The following is a 21,375-nucleotide window of genomic DNA, read 5'->3' as shown; positions in this document are numbered from 1 at the left end:
AGTGAAAAGTTATAGTTGATATTACTCACTTCGTTCCTAATATCTAAAAATACAAGTTAATAAAAACTAAGTTTTTATATAATCTTTAATTAATTTGCTTTGCAAATTACTATAAAAATCGATTTTTAAAAACTGATACTTCAGTTTTATCCTACATTGTTAATCGTTAATTGTTAATTTTTATATAATAATTTAGTTATCTCTTTCTCAACTGAAACAACAGTAATTGCATTTTTAGCTTGTATTCATAAGTTAAGCTATCATGTTGAAATAATACAAACCATACTTAAGTTAAATATTGTTAATATAAGAAGATTTGAACTCAAGGTGTGTTATAATATAAATAATTATTTTAGTTTATAATATAATTTATATTCAGTAATATTTATTAAGTAGGTGACTATATGAATAGTGATAAATATATAAATTTCTTTTATAGTATAGGTAAATCTAAGCCTAATGATTTACACAAAGAAGATAATGGTTGTCCCTTCTGTAACAAGGAAGAATTACAAAACATTATAGAACAATCTGATGATATAATTCTCTTAAAAAACAAATATCCAACTTTAGAGAATACACTTCAACTAGTAATAATTGAAACTGAAAAATGTGGCTTAAATATATCATCTTATTCTAAACCTCATAACAGAAAATTATTTACCTTTGCTATTAATCATTGGTTAGAAATAATAGAAAGCAACGAATTTAAATCAGTAATTTTATATAAAAATCATGGTCCTATGTCTGGTGGTAGTTTAAAACATTCTCATATGCAAATAATAGGTTTGTATGATATTAACTATGAGGATTTAATACATCAAGAATATTTCGAAGGTTCTACTATATACAAAAATGACTTATGTGAAGTAAATCTATCTACTAAGCCATTAAACTGTTTTACAGAATTCAATGTAATAATAAATGATATTAATAATGTTAATGCACTTGCTGACAACGTACAGATACTTGTTCACTATATATTAAATAACTATAATGCTCACTGTGATAGTTTTAATTTATTTTTCTATAAAATTGATGAACAAATAATATGTAAAATAGTTCCTCGTTTTGTTACTTCTCCACTTTTACTAGGATATTCACTAAAACAAATTCCTAATAATTCAAAAGAAGTTATAAAAAAAATAAAAAAGCTATATTATACTAAATCAGACTAAAAAAAGAAGCATGAATAAAATTTATGCTTCTTTTGATATTATAAATTCTTTTGACAAAATCTTAAAACCTATAGACTTTGCAAGATTTAATGATGCTAAATTTTCATTATACACTAAGTATATAGGAATTATATTATTATCAAAACACCATTTTGTAGCAGCTATTGTAACTTGTTTTCCATAACCATAGCCTCTATATTTAGGATTTGTCCATACTGTTAAATTGCCACCATTATAATCTATATTTGATATTTTACAATAAGAAACTATTTTATCATCCTTTAAAATTACAAATTCTCTTCCTTCTAAAATTTCTTTTTCTTTTCTCTTCCATATATCTTCAATTTCATTCTTGTTTCTTCCTTTCAAATTTTTCATCAGAATTTCTTCTGTAAGTCTTTGAACTTTATTATCTATCTCTACAAATTTAAATATATTTTCTTCTATTGTCATTCTATACATAAACCTTGAACTATAATCTTTTAACTTTTTATCAAAAAACTTCTTTATCTCCTCTAAATTCATGTGTTTTAAATGTATAAATTCATCATAAAAACTAGGTGATATTGAAAAAACTTCTTTATTTTCTATATTAGTAATTATTAAATAATGAAAATAATAATTATTTATAGGAACATCTCTTTGCTTACTTTTAAATATAGTTTTTCCATTATCCAAATCATCTCTTATTACATCCAAATAATTTAAATAGTAATTATAAAAATCCCTCATTCATCATCCTCCTAAACACTATGATATATGTTTCTATTCCAATATTTTAATCTACACACTTATTAATTTATAATCTTAAAATTTAATGAATTCTCACCTACAAAAGTGGTAATGACATTTAAGAATATAAATACTTGGAAACTCTATTTCAACATTCGCCTTAAATTCTCAATTAACACCTGGGGATTGAAATCCACGCTACAATGTTTTATTTGTGCTTCAAATAAAATTAATATAATACTTATTCATAAAAAGTTCATTTTGGAGAATAAATTCTCCATCATAATATTCTTACTAACCATAGTTTTGATAGTAAATATCACTACTCCTTTGAATATTTTATAAAACTTACTTTTTATATTGCTTTAAACTAATTTACTATGAAACTTAAATAATATTTTATCAATTGAAAAACTTTTTTATTTCATCAAGAAACAAGAATTATTTAAATTAGTATTTCTTTAAAAATTGATTTAGAAAATCTTATTAATTTGTGTTTTATTTTCAAGACCTGAACCCAAGGACGGGTTCAGCAACTGCCTAGACAAGATGTCGTGTGAACTAAATTTAGAAATATGTAACTCAAAATTCAATGTATATTTTTTATAAATCAAGGAAGTAATTCACATCAATAATGGAATTTTATTAATGTGAATTGCTGACGAAGAGTTATGAAAAATAGGCTAGAATTTAATTACACAGCTCTGAATTTAGTTCACTTATAGCCGTTTAGTCTTGGAAATAAAATGGCAAATTCATTAGAGTTTCTTTGAAATTTTTATGAATAACGTTTTAAATAATTACTGTTTCTTGGAATAACATTATTCTCATTTAATATTTGAATAATTTTATTTTTCAACTTGTAACCCTATATAGGGAAACACGCTCGAATTCAAAACTATTTTTTAAGCTGTAACTATATTGCTTTCAAAAGAAATACTTACTATAAAATGATTCCGAGCTAGTCTCACTCTTAAGGGTATCCAAGTTTTTGAACTAATAATTATGAAGATAAACTTGGAACCCTATAGTATCAATCTTTCAAATAGAACAATTCTACTTCTGTAAAATCACAGGTTAAACTTTCTTGTTTCAATTTTTCTTTAACTTCCTTAGCTAATCTTAAAACAGATGTTTTAAATCCTTCAATATCACTTGTGTATTCCTTATTAAGTGTGCCAGATATAATAATTGTATCTTCTCCGCCTTTAGGGCATCCCCACATTCCACTATATACAGTTTTACTACTGCAAATTACAGCTGATACATATATACCACTTTCCTCATACTCTTTTATAGCTATCTCTTGCCATAGCCTCCTAACATTTCAAGTCCATTAACTACTTCATTATTATGAAAATATCCTTCATTTATCCCTGTTATAATTTCAAACTTAACTGTCTTATCCACTTTATCATCCTTCTCTTTTTAAATATTGTAATAAATACATATAGACTTAATATTAAATTTTAAAATATAAATTATACTTTCTAAAAAAATTTTGATAAAAAAATAGGAACTATCTCTAAGATAGTTCCCATAAATTCTATTTTATTATAAAGTTATAATCTGATGCTCCATCATCATATCCATAAACATATAAATAGTAATTTCCTTTAGTTAATTTGTATTTATTACTTAATTCTTTATCATTTATATTTGCATAACCTATATAATTATTTAAATCATCTTCTTTGTATAATAACCAGTTCATACCTTTATCACTTAACTTGTTTAATATTATTTCTACATCCTTATCACTATCCACACTAAACTTAAATATATCATTATTATCTTCTTTACTTAAGCTAGCTAAAACAGTTTTATTCATAATAATACTATTTGCTTTTTCAAAACTATTATTATCTTCTTTTTCTTTTATTTTCTCTGGCTCTTTCTCTTTCAATTTTCCATTTATCCTAAAGCCATATTGTTCATCTTTATCCTCATATTTGTAAACTTTTAAATAGTATCTTCCTGGTTTTGTAACTTTATAACTACCATCTAAATTTTCATTTATTGGATATGCAAGCATTCCATCTTTATCTTCTTCACTAGATAATATCCAATTTATGCTTGAATTTTCTTCCTTAACAAATTGGAAACTTAAATCACCTATTTCATCTACATCAAAATAATAAATATCAATGTTGTCATCACCATATAAATCACCATAAACCACTGTATTTGAAACTATTGGACCAGATGCATTTTCAAACTTATTATTTGGTTCTACATCTAATTTACCATCATTATTATCACCAGTAGACTCTTTTTTTATATTTATAGTTGTACTTCCCTTTCCAATTGCTCCTTTATCATCTTTTACAGATAACTTAACTAAATAAGTTCCTTCATTCTCATAGATATGACTTGGGTTCTTTTCACTACTTGTGCTTCCATCTCCAAAATCCCAAGCATACTCAACTATTTTACCATCTACATCATTAGATTTTTCTCCTATAAAGTTTATAGTTTCTCCAACTTTACCATAATTAGTAGCTTCTATTTTTGCATTTGGTGCACTATTTTCATTATCTATTTTGTTTCCCTTATTAAGACCTGTAAATACAACATCATATTCATAATTATTATTTTTATTAACTCTGTAGTTTACAAAATAACAATTTACTGTTTCATATCCACTCCAAGATTTATCTTCAAGTTTTTCTATGAATTCATTTGCTTTATTGTTCATTTCTTTCCAATCTTCTAATTCACCATTACTTCTTTTGCCTTCATAAGTTCCTCTTAGTTCAAAACTATTAAAGAAATCACCAGCATCTTCATCAACTGAAACATTTTTTAAATTTGAAACTGATTCTATATCAGCATAAACTTCTTTAGAATTTTTATTATCATGATTTTTTAAATAATCATCTGAAACTAAAGGTACTGTTAATGTTTCATATTTATCAACTAATCTTTGCATATGCTTTTGATATCCAGCATCAATTTCTTTATCTTTAGCAACCTTCTCTATATACGCATCATATCCACTAACATCATTGTTTTTTATTTGATTTATAAATGTTTTAAATAAAAGCATATTTTCATTATACATATAATCAGAGAAAGCAAATCCATAATAATAGAATTCCCAAGATCCATATTTTGAATGAACTAATTTATTTGTTGAAAATCTTTCTTCTGGATTTCTGCTTAATCCACTAACTTCTGATTTTCTAGGAAGTATATTATCTTTTCTTGTAGATCCTGCAAAGAACTCTGCTGATCCTTCTTCAAGCCAAGTTATCCTTCCATCTTTTCCTTTATAAAAATCTGCTGTTCCCCACATACCTGGAACTAAATATCTTCCTTGTAAATAGTGAGTATACTCATGTCTAAATAATTCTTCTAAACTAAAAATACTCTCCTCTTCTGTTCTTTCATAAGTGAAGAATGCACCATCACCTTCTATATAAATTCCACCATTATCTGTGCTATATCCATATAACTTAGAATTCATTTTATATTCCTTTGGACTATTATATATAACCATAGTTAGTATATCATCAGGATTTCCTTTTTCTAAAGCACTATCATTGCCTACAACTCTAAAGAATTGAGAATTAACTTCTTTAGATGCCCAGTATAATCTTTTAATTTTATCTTCACTTATCTTATCGCCTGCTTTTATTATCATTTTTCCATCATCAAAAGTATAAGTTTTTGGAAGATAGTGTTTTTTTCCTTCTTCTTTTGCTTTACTTACGTCTACTTTTTCACCATTTGTCATAGTGCTATTAAAATCATATTCTATACTTTGTAATGCTGTAAAATATTGCTCACCTAGGTATGGATATATTTTCAGAGCTTTTTCTACATCTTTTTGCTTTGATATTTTATCACTATGAAATCCTGCAAGCTTTCCTGTATAATATATTCCGTTGTTTACAAGCCATTCACTTTCTTCACTTACATTGCCTAAAAGTGCTAAATTGCTAACTTCATTAATAAAATTATCTATTTTCCCAAACCATGGTGTTTTATCTGCTTCTATTCTATTGTTATATGAATATGATTGTAAATCATATTGAATTCCCTTTATTAATTCAAAAGTAGCTTGTCCTTTTCTATAATCTGATTCATACTCTGATATATTATTTCTATAATCTTTTAATATTTTAGTTGTTCCATTCACAACTTGAACATTACAAGCTGAATTTCCTATTAACATTCCTAAAGACTTGATAACTTCATTTTGACCAACTTCACCTAATTTAAAATTAGGATTGTTTTCAATTGCTATCATTGCTGGAATAACTTTTTCTCTGTATTCTCTTTTGTATAACTTACTTAGTGAATCATTATAATATCCTAAATAAAATCCAGATCTTAAAACTTCTATAAGTGTTGGAATTCCCTTATCATCACTTGCTGTATATTGACTACCCTTTTCTTCTAAAGCATTAATAATTGCATTAATACGTTCATCATTTGAATAAAATTCATATGAATCATCACTTAACTCAAAAATTCCTGAAATCTGATGCCACTGACAATTAGATAACGTATCTATAAGATCTTCATAACTTAATTTATTTAAATCCTTAAAAGTAAAATTATCATTTTGTCTAACATTTCTAGATATTTTAACTTTTTCTTCTTTTAAATTATCTGTATCTTGTTTTCCAACTAATTCCTTAGAATCATCTTTAATAGCATCACTTTCATTTTTAAATTGTTCAAATCCATAGCAATTTAATGCATCCTCATCTTTCACATTCTGACTCATGTTAACATTATTACTACTTAAATTCCTCATATCAGTTATTGCTGATACACTTATGCTTCCTGACATTATCATAGAGCTAATTAACAGACATGAAATAATTTTAAATCCCTTACCTCTCATTTTTTAATTCCCCCTTAAATTTTGTTTTAAGATACTTTTTTTGCTTTAAAGTAATGTTATTGTATTTTGTCAATTTTTATATTTACATTTTGTTTTCTAAATTATATTTATGCGCGCACTAAATATTTGTTACCTTTAAGAATTACATACTTTTAAAGCACTAAATTTACATTACAATCTAATATTTCGTATCTTTAACTTTTTTCTAAATACTTACATAAATTATTTTTGATACATATTATATATATATTTTGTATTTTTTACTTTATTAAACATTTTTATTTTTATTGAATATTTATTTTATAAAAACAAATACTATCTCTATTAATTATTTTATATTTACAAGGAGATTTTAAAAATGACTATGTATAATGGTGTTATTAAATGGTTTGATAATTCAAAAGGCTATGGTTTTATATCAGCTAATAATGGAAATGATGTTTTTGTTCATCACTCTCAAGTTAAAGAAAAAGGTGATGATAAAGATTTACATGAAGGCGAACAAGTATCCTTTGATATAAGAGATGAAGCTAAAGGCCCTATGGCAATAAACGTTCAAAAACTTTAATATAATGAATAAAAATAGGAGAAATTAATAAACATTAATTTCTCCTATTTTTATTTCTATTTTTTTACAAACGCTGACTTAGGCTGATTACATAATGGACATAAATAATCTTCATCTAATTCTTCAAATGGTATATCACCATCATAAACATAATGACAAACTGAGCACTGATACATTGGTTTTGCTTTATCTGTTTCTACAATGTCTTTATCTTTTTGTTTTTCTGGTAATTTTTCATTTGAAACTTTTCCCATTTTCAAATCCCTATAGTATGCATATGTCATTGATTCTTCATCTTTTAATTTATATCCATCAACAACATCAGCAATAAATAAAGTATGACTACCTAAATCTATAGAATTAACTACTTTACATGATATATTAGCTACCGCACCATCTTCAATTATTGGATTTTTCAGTAAATCTGTTTTGTAATTAAATCCCTCTAATTTATCAGTTTCCTTACCACTTTTAAATCCAAATCTAGCAATGGTATCTAATGGTGCATATTTGCTTAATATTGATACACTAAATTTCTTAGAATTTAATATCATATCATGAGTTAAATTTTTCTTTAATACTGTTATACTCACTTTTATTGGCTCTTGTGTCAATTGACTTAAAGTATTTATAACACAAGCATTTTTCTTTCCTTCATATTCAACCCCTAATATATATACGCCATAAGTTATACTAAATAATGCACTTTGTTCCATAAAATTCCCCTCCATTTTTAATAATTATTATTATATGATAATTATACTCTATTATATTTTTTTTACAATACATTTATATAATTATTCAAAATATCATAATTATATAACAAAATAAAATCCCCACTAAAAAGTAAGGATTTTAATTTAAAATTATTAACTTTTAAAATATAGGATTACAAGTTCAAATTTTAAATAATAGATTTATTAAAGTTTCTTTGAAATTTTAATATACTCAGGGATTGAAATCCCCGCTACAATGTTTTATTTGTAGTCCAAATAAAATTAATATAGTATCTATCCATAAAAAGTTCATTTTGGAGAATAAATTCCCCATCATAATATTTTTACTAATCATAGTGTTAATAGTACATATAACTAATATTTTTAAAACTGATACTTAAGTTTTATCCTTCATTGTTAATTTTTGTACAACAATTAATTATAAACCTCTAAGATTTTCACTTTTAAAATAATTATTTTTTATGCTAACATTTATATCTCTAATAAGATTTTCCTTATTTTTTGGTAAAACTCCTTTTAAAGATATATAGTTAGAAGCATGATTACTTCTGAATACACATTTCTTTTTAACATCTATATTTTTTACAAGCTCTTTTATTTCTTCTAATATTTCTTTATCTGATAAAGGTTTAAAATGTCCAGTTTTATTTTTCTCATATAATTCTGTATTTTCTTCTAACATTAATGTTAAAACTCCTAAAAAATCAGGATTAATTTTACTTATTAAAATCCCAGTATTTATTGCATGATTTTTACTTTTTTCTACTCCGCCTAACCCTGCAATAACTGTTGTAGATAACACTATATTACTTTCTTTTACTTTTAAAGCAGCCTCTAATAGCTCATCTGAATTACATCCTTTTTTTATACTTTGTAAAACAAAGTTATCTCCACTTTCTATTCCCATATAAATCATATATAATCCAAGCTCTTTAAACTCCTTTAGTTCTTCAACACTTTTTCTTAAAATAGATTTTGGTGATCCATATAAACTTATTCTTTCACATTCAGGAAATTTAAACTTTATATATTTAAATATTTCTTTTAATTTTTCTGTTTGTATAATTAATGCATCACCATCTGCCAAAAAAATTTTTTCAACATTGCTATATTGTTTTCTAAAATAATCTATCTCTTCTTTTATTTGTTCTAATGATTTAATTGTAAATTTTTTAGATTTATACATACTACAAAAACTACATTTATTATGTGAACATCCAAGTGTAACTTGAATTATTAAACTGTAAGCCTCACTTGGAGGTCTATATAATGGCATATCATATAACATATTTTCTTTAAAAGTACTTTTTAAATGTACTTTTATCCCCCTCCCATTCTATAAATTTAACCCTAAAACCTTTTTATTACTGATTCTTATAAAATTTATCTCTAATAAAAACCTTATATTAGTATATGAGTTTTATTATCAAAACCAAAATAAGTCATTTAACGTTTTACCTAAAACCTTGCAAATTTTGATACATACATTTAATGTTGGATTATATTTTTGAGCTTCTATAAGTCCTATTGTCTGCCTTGTAACTCCTACTAACCTAGCTAACTCTTCTTGCGTTAATTCTTTTTGAGTTCTAGCTAATTTTACATTATTTACACCCATAAATTCTCTCCATTTACAATAATATTACTTACTTTTTAAACATTGTTCAAACATTCTTTTACAATTATTGTATTTTATCTATTTAAATGTGTCAAATATTTAATAATTATTTAATATTTAGACAATACTAATATATATTATTATTGGGTATATATTTTTTATTTTAAATAATATAATGATATTGTAATAATATATCTCACAATTAAATATATTCATTTAATTTATCTAAATTCATTTTAAAGGAGTTTTTACAATGCCTAAAATCATAGAGAATTTAAAGGAAACTATATTGCTTGAAGGTAAATCTCAACTTCTAGAGTTTGGTTATAAAAATTTAAATATTAGAAATATAACATCTGCTTGTGGTATTGGAACTGGTACATTTTATAATTATTTTAAAAATAAAGATATGTTAGTATTAAGTATATTTGAATCAGATTGGAATTCTATATGTACATCTACTCATGAGTTTTTATATACAGAACAATCATTTAGAGAAAAATTATTTTTAATATATTCATATATTGGAAAACTTTCTAAAAGTTATATTACCGTATTAGCTGAAATGAGTCTTTATAGTGTACATATTTACAACATATTAACTCCTATTTACTCCCTGTTAGAAGAGTTAATAGCTTTTCACAGATTAAACGGTGATATTTCTTCTCAACTTTCTAATAAAAAATTATCAAGACTAATAACTTCTAATTTATTATATTTATGTAGTGCAACAAACTTATCTTTTGATGATTTATTTGATTTTATTAACATATAATTTGATTTACTTTTTAACTTAATAAAAAAGTGTGTTTTTACACACACTTTTTTATTAAATTAGTTTATTAATTAAGCTATACATATACGTAATTTTAAACTACAAAACTCCCCTTAGTATATAGCATCACACTATCATTAAAATTAATTACTTTTTAATGATATTAACAATTCTCCATTAATAACATTATCCCCTTCAACAACTTCAATCTTTTCAATAATGCCTTCTACTTTTGCATTTATATTAGTTTCCATTTTCATAGCTTCTATAATTACTAATTTTTCATTTTTAGAAACTTTTTGTCCTTCTTTTACTAATATTTTAGCTACATTGCCTGGAATACTTGCCCCTATTTCTAACGGATTATTTTTGTCTGCCATCTTCTTTTTAACTGTATTTGAATTAACTAAATTACTTTTATTGATTTCTATTTTTATTTCTCTTCTAAATCCATTTACCTCAAATATTAGTGTATTATTTAAATCATCCTTTAATATTTTTAAAAGTTTAATTATTATTTTTTTCCCCTCATACATCTCAACTTCCACTGTATCTCCTTCGTCCATACCGTGGAAAAATAATTCACTTTCTAAATTAGAAAAGTCTCCATTTTTATTTATATACTCCAAATACTCCTCAAACACCTTAGGATATAGTGCATAACTTAATGCATCCTTCATAGTAGTTTTTATTCCGTATTTATTTTCAATATGTACTTTTATATTATTAAAATCTTCATCTTTTAACAATTCACCAGCTCTACATTCTATTGGTTTTTCATCTTTTAATACTATTTTTTGTATTTGACTAGGAAATCCACATGCAGGTTGTCCCATCATCCCTTTAAAATAATCTATAGCTGAATCAGGATATGAAAAATCATTTCCTTTTTCTAAAATATTTCTAGAATCAAGTTCATTCTTAACCATAAATATTGCCATATCACCAACCATTTTTGATGATGGAGTTACTTTTACTATATCACCTAACATTTCATTTACTTCTTTGTACATATCTTTTATATCATTAAATTTATCATACATTCCAAAACTCATAACTTGTTGTTTTAAATTTGAATATTGTCCACCTGGTATTTCATACTTATAAACTTCAGCACTTGGAGATTTTAACTCTGATTCAAATTCACTATATATCTTTCTTACTTCTTGCCAATAATCTGATATAATTTGAAGATTATCTTCATTCATGCCTGTATCTCTCTTAGTATTTTTTAATGCTGCAACTATTGAATTCATTCCAGGCTGACTTGTTAAACCTGACATTCCATTAAATGCTGTATCAACTATATCAACACCTGCTTCACTAGCCATAAGTATTGTTGCTACTCCATTACCAGTAGTATCATGTGTATGTAAATGTATTGGAATTGATATTTCTTCCTTAAGTGCACTTATAAGTTCATATGCAGCATATGGTTTTAATAAAGCTGACATATCTTTTATTCCAAGAATATGTGCACCCATTGATTCTATATTTTTAGCCATATTTATATAATATTTTAAATCATACTTAGTTTTAGATTTATCTAATATATCACCTGTATAACACATGCAAACTTCAGCTATTTTATTATTTTTAATTACTTCATCAGTAGCTACTTCCATACCCTTCAGCCAATTTAATGAATCAAAAATTCTAAATATATCAATTCCACTATTACTTGACTCTTTAATAAATTCTCTTATTACATTATCTGGATAGTTTTTATACCCCACAGCATTTGAACCTCTAATAAGCATTTGAAATAATACATTTGGAATTTCTTTTCTTAATTTTTCAAGTCTATTCCATGGGTTTTCTCTTAAAAATCTATAAGCTACATCAAAAGTAGCTCCCCCCCACATTTCTAATGAAAATAAATCATTTGCCATATTAGCAGTTGGTTTTGCTATATTTAACATATCCTTTGTTCTTACTCTAGTAGCCATAAGTGATTGATGTGCATCTCTCATAGATGTATCTGTTATTAAAAGTTTATTTTGATTTTTTATCCATCTAATTAATCCATCCGTACCTTCATTATCTAATATTTGTTTAGTTCCACATAATGTATTTTCATTCATTACTTTAGGAATATGTATTTCATTTTCTCTTTTATTTAACTTTTTACTATTATTAATAGTTTTCTGTGATATAAATTTTAAAACTTTTAATTCATCATCATCATTTTCTGATACATCTGTTAAATATGGATTGTTATCTATAAAATTTGTTGTACACTTTCCACTTTTGAACATTTCATTATCTAAAACATTTATTAAAAAACTTGAATTTGTTTTTACCCCATTTATTACAGTTTCTTTAATACATCTTCTAGCCTTATTTATTGTCTCTTCAAATGTCCTTCCATGAGTTATAACTTTTACAAGTAAACTATCATAATATGGACTTATAACTGCACCAGTAAACCCATTTCCACCATCTAATCTTACTCCAAAGCCAGAACTAGTCCTATACAAATCTATGGTTCCAGTATCTGGTGCAAAATTATTTTTAGGATCTTCTGTTGTTATTCTGCATTGGATAGAGTATCCTCTAAGACTTATATCTTCTTGACCGTGTATTCCTATTTTATCAGAATTTAGCATATATCCTTCTGCTATTAAAATTTGAGTTTGAACTATATCAATGCCTGTTATCATTTCTGTAACCGTATGTTCAACTTGTATTCTTGGATTCATTTCAATAAAATAGTATTCTCCACTTTTATCAACTAAAAATTCAACTGTACCTGCACTTCTATAATTAACTGCTCTTGCTATTTTTAAAGCATCTTTGCATATAGATTCTCTTAATTTTTTTGGAAGAGAAAATGCTGGAGTATATTCTATAAGTTTTTGATGCCTTCTTTGTATTGAACAATCTCTTTCAAACAAATGAACAATATTTCCACTTTTATCTCCAATAATTTGAACCTCTATATGCTTAGGGTCTTCAACATATTTTTCCATAAAAACATCATCTATACCAAATGCTTTTTTAGCCTCATTTTTAGCACTTTCTAACGCATCCAATAGTTCTTCTTTTTCTCTTACTATTCTCATTCCTCTACCACCACCACCGGCAGCAGCTTTTATCATTAGTGGATATCCACAAATATCTGCAAACTCTAAAGCTTGTTCATCTGAATTAATTGGTTTATCTACACCTGGTATTGTTTTTACCCCTGCTGACTTAGCAACTATTTTTGATTTTATCTTTTCCCCTAGCATCTCCATCATTTCAGATGTTGGACCTATAAATTCTATATGATTTTCCTCACATCTTTTTGCAAATTCTATATTTTCTGATAAGAATCCATATCCTGGATGAATTGCGTCAACATTCTTTTCTTTTGCTAACTCTATAATTTCATCTATAGCTAAATATACATCTACTGGCTTTTTTCCAAATCCAATTTGATAAGACTCATCTGCCTTACTTCTGAATAATGCTTTTTTATCTTCCTCTGAATATATAGCTACAGTTCTAATGTCTAGTTCCTTACATGCTCTAAATATTCTTATAGCTATTTCTCCTCTATTTGCAACAAGAATCTTTTTAAACTTCACTTAAAATTCCCCCATCCTATATCGTTATATTAATATAAATAGATAATACAATTAATAAATTTTAATTTTTCTCCTGTTATAGGATTCCAATTTCAAATTTATAATTATTAATTCCAAAACTTGGACACCCTCAAGAGTGAGACTAGCTCGAAATCGTTTTTAATTGATCATTTATTTTGAATACAATATATTTACAGCTAAAATAATAGTTTTAAATTCCAGCTTGTTTCCCTATAATTTGCTTAGCAAATTATCATGAAATTTGATTTTTAAAACTGATACTTCAGTTTTATCGTTAATTGTTAATCTTTGTACAATACTTCAAACTCTCTCTTTCTCAAATGAAATACGAGTAATTGTATTTTACATCTTGGATTCCTATAATATCTATTAATTATAATAAACCCTCATTCAAAATTTTGCAATACATTTTTTAAAAAATTTCATTTTATAGGTTATTTCCTACCTTATTATAATCATTATGAAATTTTATTTTTATTGCTATTTCAATGTTGGTGCTTTTTATTCATTGTGATACACTATTTATGTGTAAAAAAGCTATTAGTTAATTTTTAACTAATAGCTTTTCTTCTTATTTATTCAGATTTATAAGTGATATTAACTCATCAACATCTGCTTTTGTAGAATCAAAAGAAGCAACTAATCTAACATATTCCCCTCCACAATTAACTATGGAAGCCTTCTTATTTTCTACAATTTTTTCTTCTATATCTTTTGGCATAGTTGCAAGTATCATATTTCCATCTACTGAAAATGGCATATCTATTCCTTTTATTTTTTCTAAATTCTCTTTTAAATAATTATTTACTTCATTTGCATTCTTAGCATTGTTTTTCCATACTTCTTCATCTAAATATGCTAAAAATTGAGCTGATATAAATCTCATTTTAGAAAGCAATTGATTACTATGTTTAATCATATATTTCATATGTTTGTCTATTTCTTCATTAAAACATAATATTACTTCTCCAAACATCATTCCATTTTTAGTTCCACCAAAAGATACTATATCTATACCTGTATCAGTAACCATTTCTTTAAATGTTACATTTAGTCCTGCTGCAGCATTTGCAATTCTTGCTCCATCCATATGAACATATAAATCATTCTCTTTAGCAAAAGAACATAATTCTTTTAATTCATCTATTGTATATGCACTACCAACCTCAGTTAATTGACTAATTGTTATTATTTTAGGTTGTGAATGATGGAAATTCCCTTTATTATGTAATACTTCTTTTATAGCTTCTATTGTGATTTTTCCATCTTTATTTGGAACTGTAATTATTTTCGAACCACTTATTCTTTCAAATGCACCACATTCATCTGTATGTAAATGTGTAATATCTGTTGCAATTACAGCTTCATATGACCTTATAGCAGCTGAATTTGCTGTAACGTTAGATCCTGTTCCATTTAAAACAAAATACACACCTAAATCTTTTTTTGAAAAAATATCTCTAAATTTATTAATTGCTTTTAATGTATATTTATCTCCTCCATACGAAAATTCATGTTCACAATTTGCATTTAATAAAGCCTCCATAACCTTAGGATGAACTCCAGATACGTTATCACTTATAAAAGTTTTCATTTTTTCCCCTCCAAAACCATGTTTTTTTCATTATATTTCAAAAATACATTAAATTCTTACTAAATACAAGTACATACTTCATTATATTAAAATAATTTTTTTAGTAATTCTTTTTTTAACTCAGTTCCTATAATGCAAATATCTCCATATTTAGTGGCATTTATATTTTTCATACTTAAATCATTTGGCACATAATCAAATTGTATCAATTCATTATTGTAACTTTTTACTATTCCTTTTATTCTTAATATATGTCCATAATTATTATCTAGATTTATCTCTTTTACAATTCTTTCAATGTGTTCTTTTTTTAAAACTTTTGATGTTTTAATTATAATACTTTCAAAAGTATCATCAGCACTAATCTTTGCCTTTTTCATAACTTTCATTGGCTTAAAATTAGGTTTACTCAAATTCATATCTACCTTTTTATCATCAAATCTATTTTCATCAATTTTAAGTATTTCTTTTACTAATATATTTTCCCATGTAGATGCTATTATATTAGCTTTACTATTTAATTCTTTAATTCTTTCAACTACGCAATTTAAATTCTCTTTCAATATATTTTCTACCCTACTTAAAACAATAGTTTTTGAATTTATTATTTGATCCTTATAAAATTCTCCAAAATTATCTATATATTCATCAAAATTTTCTACATCTACTATTGTTATTATAGAATTTAAATATGCATTTTCTATTTTTATATTAAATATTTTTAAAATATCTGATAGCATTGCTACTCCTGATGGTTCTATTATTATTCTATCAGGAGTATACTGCTCCAAAATATTTTTTATACACTCTTTAAAATTTCCTATTAATGTACAACATATACACCCGCCAGTTACTTCTTCTATTTCAACTTTAGTTTCACCTAAAATTTCACTATCGATATTAACTTCACCAAATTCATTTTCTATAATAATTATTCTTTCATTTTCATCTTTTTCATCAATAATCTTTTTTATAAAAGTAGTTTTTCCTGCTCCTAAAAATCCTGAAATTAAATCTATCTTTGTCATCACAAACACCAACCTACATTTTATTTGAATTTTACTAATTTTATTCTACTACATATAATTTTTTTAATGAACATCTTTTGTAAATCATTTTAAATTTATATGTTATCATCCTAATTTTACTAATAATGGATTAATTTCTACATGAAAAAGTATTTAACCTCACCTATAAATAATTACTATTTCCTTTAATAACATTATTTTCATTTAATATTTGAAGTAATGTCTTTCTCAAATGATAGTACTAATCTTACAGTTTATTGCTATATTTATATTTGGAACCAGTTGACAATTGAAAATTGAAAATTGACAGTTATAGTTAATATTACTCATTTCATTCCTAATATTTAAAATGGAAATACATAAAAACTACGTTTTTATATTATTTTCAACTAATTTGCTTAGCAAATTTAATAAAAGATCATTCTTTAAAATTGGAAATCCAATTTTCACATTCACTGTCCACTGTCAATTTTAAAAAATATAGATTAAAATATACGTAACTTAAATTTCTAAAAAAAGACTGCTTATATAATTTATAAAGCAGTCTTTAAACTTTAAATATTTATTTATATATAGCCTTAATAGGATCTAACCTTGATGCATTATAAGCTGGTATCATACCAAATACTATTCCTACAATTACTGAAGTTAAAGTTGCTCCTATAAAACTTTTTGCTGTTAATATTGGTGCAAATGGTAAAAATACGCCTATAAGCTTTGAAAATAAGAATCCAAATAAAATTCCTATTAATCCTCCGAGTCCAGTAACTAAAATAGATTCAAATAAAAACTGAAGCAATATAGAGTTAGGCTTAGCCCCTATTGCTCTTCTTATTCCTATTTCTCTTTTTCTTTCAGATACAGATACATACATTATGTTCATTACTCCTATTCCACCTACAAATAATGAAATACCTGTAACTAATGCTACAAATGCAGTAAGTCCACCTATAATTTGCTCAAATGCTTTAGTTACTGCTTGTGGATCTTCCATTTCATATTTTCCATCTAATTTACCATGCGCTTTTTTCAAATATTCATTTACATCATCAAAAACTTTTTTATTCTCAAAACCTGGTTTAACATAAATATCTAAAGAATCTATAAAATCCTTTTTATTCATATTTTCTTTAATTTTCTGTGGTACATAACTCATACCTCCAGTTAAAGAAAAATCAGATGCCTTTTTTAACACTCCTATAACTTCATAGGTTAAACCATCAATAGTTACTCCTCTACCTATAGGATTTTCACCATTTTTAAATAACTGTTTTGAAACTTCGCAATCTAATATTATACATTTTTTATTTTCATCATTATCATCAAAAGTTCTTCCAAGCTCAATATCTAATTTTTCATCTTTGTATCCATCAAATACAACAAACGTACTTTTATCAAAATATCTTGCTTCAGATGCTGAAAAATTAAATCCACCACCCATACCTTTACTTTGTTCTGCCTTTTGAACTCCTTCAATTTTAGCTATATCGTATATATCTGACTGTGAAAATGGTTGAACCAATGACATGTCCATATCATAATTTTCTGGAATAAATCTAATGTTAATCTTATTAGAATTAGTATCTTCAACTGTTGAATTTACCTTTGCCTTTAAACCATCACCTATGGAAAGTATGGTTACTACAGAACTTATACCTATGATTATTCCTATCATTGTTAGAAATACTCTTAATTTATGGGATTTTAAACTATAAATAGATGTTTTTATTAAATTTATTATAGACATATCAATTCACCTCTGCTACTAAACCATCTTTTATATGGATTATTTTACTAGCATACTTCTTTAAATCTTCATCATGAGTAACCATAATTATAGTTTTATTTTCCTTATTCAATTTAGTCAAAAGTTCCATTATTTCAGTACCTGTAGCACTGTCTAATGCCCCTGTAGGTTCATCTGCAAAAATTACATATGGATCATTTATAAGTGCTCTTGCTATAGCTATACGTTGCTGTTGTCCACCAGATAACTCAGATGGTTTCCTGTTTTTTTTATCTAACAAACCAACAATATCTAAATATTTCTCTACTAATTTATTTCTTTCCTTTATAGATACATTTCCCTTATACAAAAGTGGCAATTCCACATTTTGACCTATAGTAAGTGATTCTATAAGATGAAATTGTTGAAATATAAATCCTATATATGCATTTCTTAATTCAGATTTCTCATTTTCACTTAAATTAGTAACATCTTTTCCATTGAAAGTGTATGTACCACTATCAAATCTATCTAAAAATCCTAATATATTCATAAGTGTAGTTTTACCACTACCCGACTTTCCCATTATCATTAAAAATTCACCTTGTGGTATGTCAATATTTATATCTTTTAATGCATGTAATTTCATAGATTTCATAAAATAATATTTGTTTATATCTCTAAGCTCAATAACATTATTCAAGTACATCCCCTTCTTTCATTTCTGAAGTTGGATTCTTAACAATAACATCATTTTCACTTAATCCACTTTTTATAATAACTTCATCTTCATTAATTTTTTCTGTTTCTACTAACTGCTTTTTAGCTTTTTTATCTGTATTTTTGAATACATATTCTTTTCCATCTTCTTCTATAATGCATGTTTTTGGTATTTTTACAGTTGAATCACCTAAATTAACTGTTGCTTGAACATGGAAGCCATTAGTTAAGTTCTCTTGACTGTCTAATGCTATATTAACTCCATAATAAGATATATCTTGTGATGCTCCTTGCACAGCTCCTACAGACATTTCCTGCGATAATGGTCTATTATCAACATAAGATATTTTTCCTTTAACTTCTTTATTAGTTGACAATACAATTATATTTGCTACCTTATCTTTACTTATTTTAGGTTGTTCTTTCTCACTAACTTTTCCTCTTACATAAAAATTAGATGTTTCAACTATTATATATGGCATTGTTGGATCCTTTGCATCTTTGTTTAAAATAATTTTTCCATCTATAGGTGATAATACACTGCTATATTCTTTTTCTGATAGATGATTTATTTGCTCTTGTAGTGAATTTACTTGAGCTTGTAATGAAGATATTTGATTATCAAATTCTTCAAGCTGACTTTCATCTACAACTGGCATTGGTACTTCTCCACTAGGCACTTTTAGATTTTTTTGTGAATTTATTTTTTGTCTTGCTTTTTCTTTCTGATTTTGTAATTGTTCTATTTGAAGCTTAGCAGTATCTATTTGACCTTTAATTCCATAAACCTGCTCTGTTATAGTTTCATTTTTATATGTAAATAATAACTGATCTTTTTTTACTACTTGTCCATTTTCTACAGATAATTCATTTACACTTCCTTTAGTTGTATCTAAAAATATTTTTTCACTTTTTTGTGGCTCTATAACACCATTTACATATACTTTTTCACTAGATGGCACTGTGTACATTTCCAAACTATTTTTCTCTTTACTTTCTGAGTGTTTTTTTAATCCATAAATTCCCATTGAACTAATTAACACTATAACAATTATTGTTGAAATTATTAAGTATTTCTTATTTTTACTTTTAATTTTGTTTTCCATTGATTTCCCCCTAAAATTATTATGATTTTTATAATAAATTGTTAACTTAATTCTTTAAGTTTTTCTACAATTTCCTTTAACTGTTTTGTATTTATATTTGGCGCTATTGTAAATACGTTATATGTTAGACCATTTTCATTCCAAGATATTATTTTGAAATCATTTGACTCCATACATAAACCTTCTGTATTTCTCACCTTTAATTTTTGTTCATTTGAAAATATCTCATCATTTTCAATACTTCTTTGTTTGAACACACTTATACTAAATGCTTCTATATCATTTATATCCGTATATACTTCAGTGAATTCATCATCTGTTAAATCATTACCCTTTATATACTCTATCCTATTTAACTTGTAGTCATTACCTTTGTAAATTAAAGGCTTTATTCCTAATTTACTACTTAATTCATCTACTGTAATTATTTTGTTTTCTTCCATTTCATCAGTATTTGTAATCTTTACATCTTTTGGCATATCAATATTAAAAATTTTATCATCTATATCTACATCAAAATCTAGTTTAGTATATTCCATACAAATAGTAATATTTCCTGAGTTAGTAATCGACTTTACTATAAACCACCGCTCCTTATCAATCCAATATTCTACATCTCCAAATAAAGAATTACTATTTTTAGGTTTTCCATATAAATGATATACTTTTCTTTCATTTAACTTTTCTTCACCTTTATTTTCTATTAAATGAGTTTTATTTATTCTTTCAAGTTCATTCATAACCATATCTTTTGAGTTTTTAGGTATACTATTACTTTTGAGTACACTACTTTTTATTAACTCATTTTCATTTTTCATATATATAGCTATAGTTTTACCATCTGAAACTACTGTACTATTTTCACTATCTGAAATAATATCTGTTCTTTCTTTATTATCACTAGAAACCCATTCTTTCATAACATATTCATAGGTTTTCTTTTTGTTTTCATAGTTTTCAATTTTAGCTTCTCCATAATAACTACTTGATTTTTCATTACTTCCTACTACTCTCGTTATTATTTCTTCTGGGATTATAGCTTTTGTCATTTTGTTATTTTCATTTTCATTACATCCAACTAATGTTAGTGCTAATAACATTACAATTGCTGTTAAATATCTTTTTATAATATGTACACCTCC

Annotated in this window: 16 protein-coding genes; 3 read left to right on the top strand and 13 right to left on the bottom strand. The window is 25.5% G+C overall.

The genetic code is table 11. From position 1 onward, the window contains the following. The first annotated feature begins 404 nt into the window (after positions 1 to 404). A complete protein-coding gene (locus AC07E4_RS02010) occupies positions 405 to 1,178 on the top strand; it encodes a DUF4931 domain-containing protein (RefSeq protein ID WP_040327802.1) in 774 nt (257 codons plus the stop codon). Between the two features lie 21 nt (positions 1,179 to 1,199). Here AC07E4_RS02010 and AC07E4_RS02005 read toward each other — a convergent pair whose 3' ends face one another. From AC07E4_RS02005 to AC07E4_RS01995, 3 genes are all read right to left on the bottom strand, one after another. Beyond that, a complete protein-coding gene (locus AC07E4_RS02005) occupies positions 1,200 to 1,910 on the bottom strand; it encodes a GNAT family N-acetyltransferase (protein WP_478215617.1) in 711 nt (236 codons plus the stop codon). A 1,033-nt stretch (positions 1,911 to 2,943) separates the two neighbouring features. Next, positions 2,944 to 3,135, bottom strand: coding sequence for a hypothetical protein (locus AC07E4_RS02000; RefSeq protein WP_478215616.1), 192 nt, complete (start codon positions 3,133 to 3,135; stop codon positions 2,944 to 2,946). A 321-nt stretch (positions 3,136 to 3,456) separates the two neighbouring features. Continuing rightward, positions 3,457 to 6,768 (bottom strand): collagenase, encoded by a 3,312-nt coding sequence (locus AC07E4_RS01995; RefSeq protein WP_478215615.1) that lies wholly within the window; start codon positions 6,766 to 6,768, stop codon positions 3,457 to 3,459. A 358-nt stretch (positions 6,769 to 7,126) separates the two neighbouring features. Here AC07E4_RS01995 and AC07E4_RS01990 point away from each other — a divergent pair, with 358 nt between their 5' ends. After that, positions 7,127 to 7,336 carry a cold-shock protein gene (locus tag AC07E4_RS01990; protein ID WP_040327808.1) on the top strand — a complete coding sequence of 70 codons (210 nt, stop codon included), beginning with the start codon at positions 7,127 to 7,129 and terminating at the stop codon, positions 7,334 to 7,336. A 56-nt stretch (positions 7,337 to 7,392) separates the two neighbouring features. Here AC07E4_RS01990 and AC07E4_RS01985 read toward each other — a convergent pair whose 3' ends face one another. The 3 genes from AC07E4_RS01985 to AC07E4_RS01975 form a co-directional block, all read right to left on the bottom strand. Beyond that, positions 7,393 to 8,052, bottom strand: coding sequence for a flavin reductase (locus tag AC07E4_RS01985; protein WP_040327810.1), 660 nt, complete (start codon positions 8,050 to 8,052; stop codon positions 7,393 to 7,395). Between the two features lie 439 nt (positions 8,053 to 8,491). Next, entirely contained in the window at positions 8,492 to 9,361 is an 870-nt protein-coding gene (locus tag AC07E4_RS01980; RefSeq protein ID WP_040327812.1) for a radical SAM protein, read from the bottom strand. A 138-nt stretch (positions 9,362 to 9,499) separates the two neighbouring features. Then, positions 9,500 to 9,691: a helix-turn-helix transcriptional regulator gene (locus AC07E4_RS01975; protein ID WP_478215614.1), complete on the bottom strand. Its 192-nt coding sequence runs from the start codon at positions 9,689 to 9,691 to the stop codon at positions 9,500 to 9,502. A gap of 253 nt (positions 9,692 to 9,944) precedes the next feature. On the opposite strand from AC07E4_RS01975, the gene AC07E4_RS01970 reads away from it, so the two are divergent. Continuing rightward, positions 9,945 to 10,466 (top strand): TetR/AcrR family transcriptional regulator, encoded by a 522-nt coding sequence (locus AC07E4_RS01970; protein ID WP_040327815.1) that lies wholly within the window; start codon positions 9,945 to 9,947, stop codon positions 10,464 to 10,466. A 143-nt stretch (positions 10,467 to 10,609) separates the two neighbouring features. Here the strand turns inward: AC07E4_RS01970 and AC07E4_RS01965 are convergent, their stop codons facing one another. From AC07E4_RS01965 to AC07E4_RS01935, 7 genes are all read right to left on the bottom strand, one after another. Beyond that, positions 10,610 to 14,038: a pyruvate carboxylase gene (locus tag AC07E4_RS01965; RefSeq protein WP_478215613.1), complete on the bottom strand. Its 3,429-nt coding sequence runs from the start codon at positions 14,036 to 14,038 to the stop codon at positions 10,610 to 10,612. Between the two features lie 592 nt (positions 14,039 to 14,630). Further along, complete coding sequence (locus tag AC07E4_RS01960) at positions 14,631 to 15,653, bottom strand: threonine aldolase family protein (RefSeq protein ID WP_040327817.1); 1,023 nt, start codon at positions 15,651 to 15,653, stop codon at positions 14,631 to 14,633. Positions 15,654 to 15,739: 86 nt separating this feature from the next. Further along, positions 15,740 to 16,681: a GTP-binding protein gene (locus tag AC07E4_RS01955; protein WP_478215612.1), complete on the bottom strand. Its 942-nt coding sequence runs from the start codon at positions 16,679 to 16,681 to the stop codon at positions 15,740 to 15,742. 562 nt (positions 16,682 to 17,243) lie between these two features. Beyond that, positions 17,244 to 18,428, bottom strand: a complete 1,185-nt coding sequence (locus tag AC07E4_RS01950; RefSeq protein WP_040327821.1) for an ABC transporter permease — start codon at positions 18,426 to 18,428, stop codon at positions 17,244 to 17,246. A 1-nt stretch (position 18,429) separates the two neighbouring features. After that, positions 18,430 to 19,110, bottom strand: a complete 681-nt coding sequence (locus tag AC07E4_RS01945) for an ABC transporter ATP-binding protein (protein ID WP_040327822.1) — start codon at positions 19,108 to 19,110, stop codon at positions 18,430 to 18,432. Continuing rightward, entirely contained in the window at positions 19,103 to 20,233 is a 1,131-nt protein-coding gene (locus AC07E4_RS01940) for an efflux RND transporter periplasmic adaptor subunit (RefSeq protein ID WP_478215611.1), read from the bottom strand. Before AC07E4_RS01940 ends, AC07E4_RS01945 begins: the two co-directional genes overlap by 8 nt. A gap of 41 nt (positions 20,234 to 20,274) precedes the next feature. Beyond that, the gene (locus AC07E4_RS01935; protein WP_051540191.1) at positions 20,275 to 21,333 is read right to left on the bottom strand and encodes a LolA family protein; all 1,059 of its coding nucleotides are present in this window, start codon (positions 21,331 to 21,333) and stop codon (positions 20,275 to 20,277) included. Between the last annotated feature and the right edge of the window lie 42 nt (positions 21,334 to 21,375).

This window comes from Clostridium amazonense, assembly GCF_056431285.1.
The sequence above is the reverse complement of the archived record's forward strand: the minus strand, read 5'-3'. Positions and strand labels throughout refer to the sequence as shown.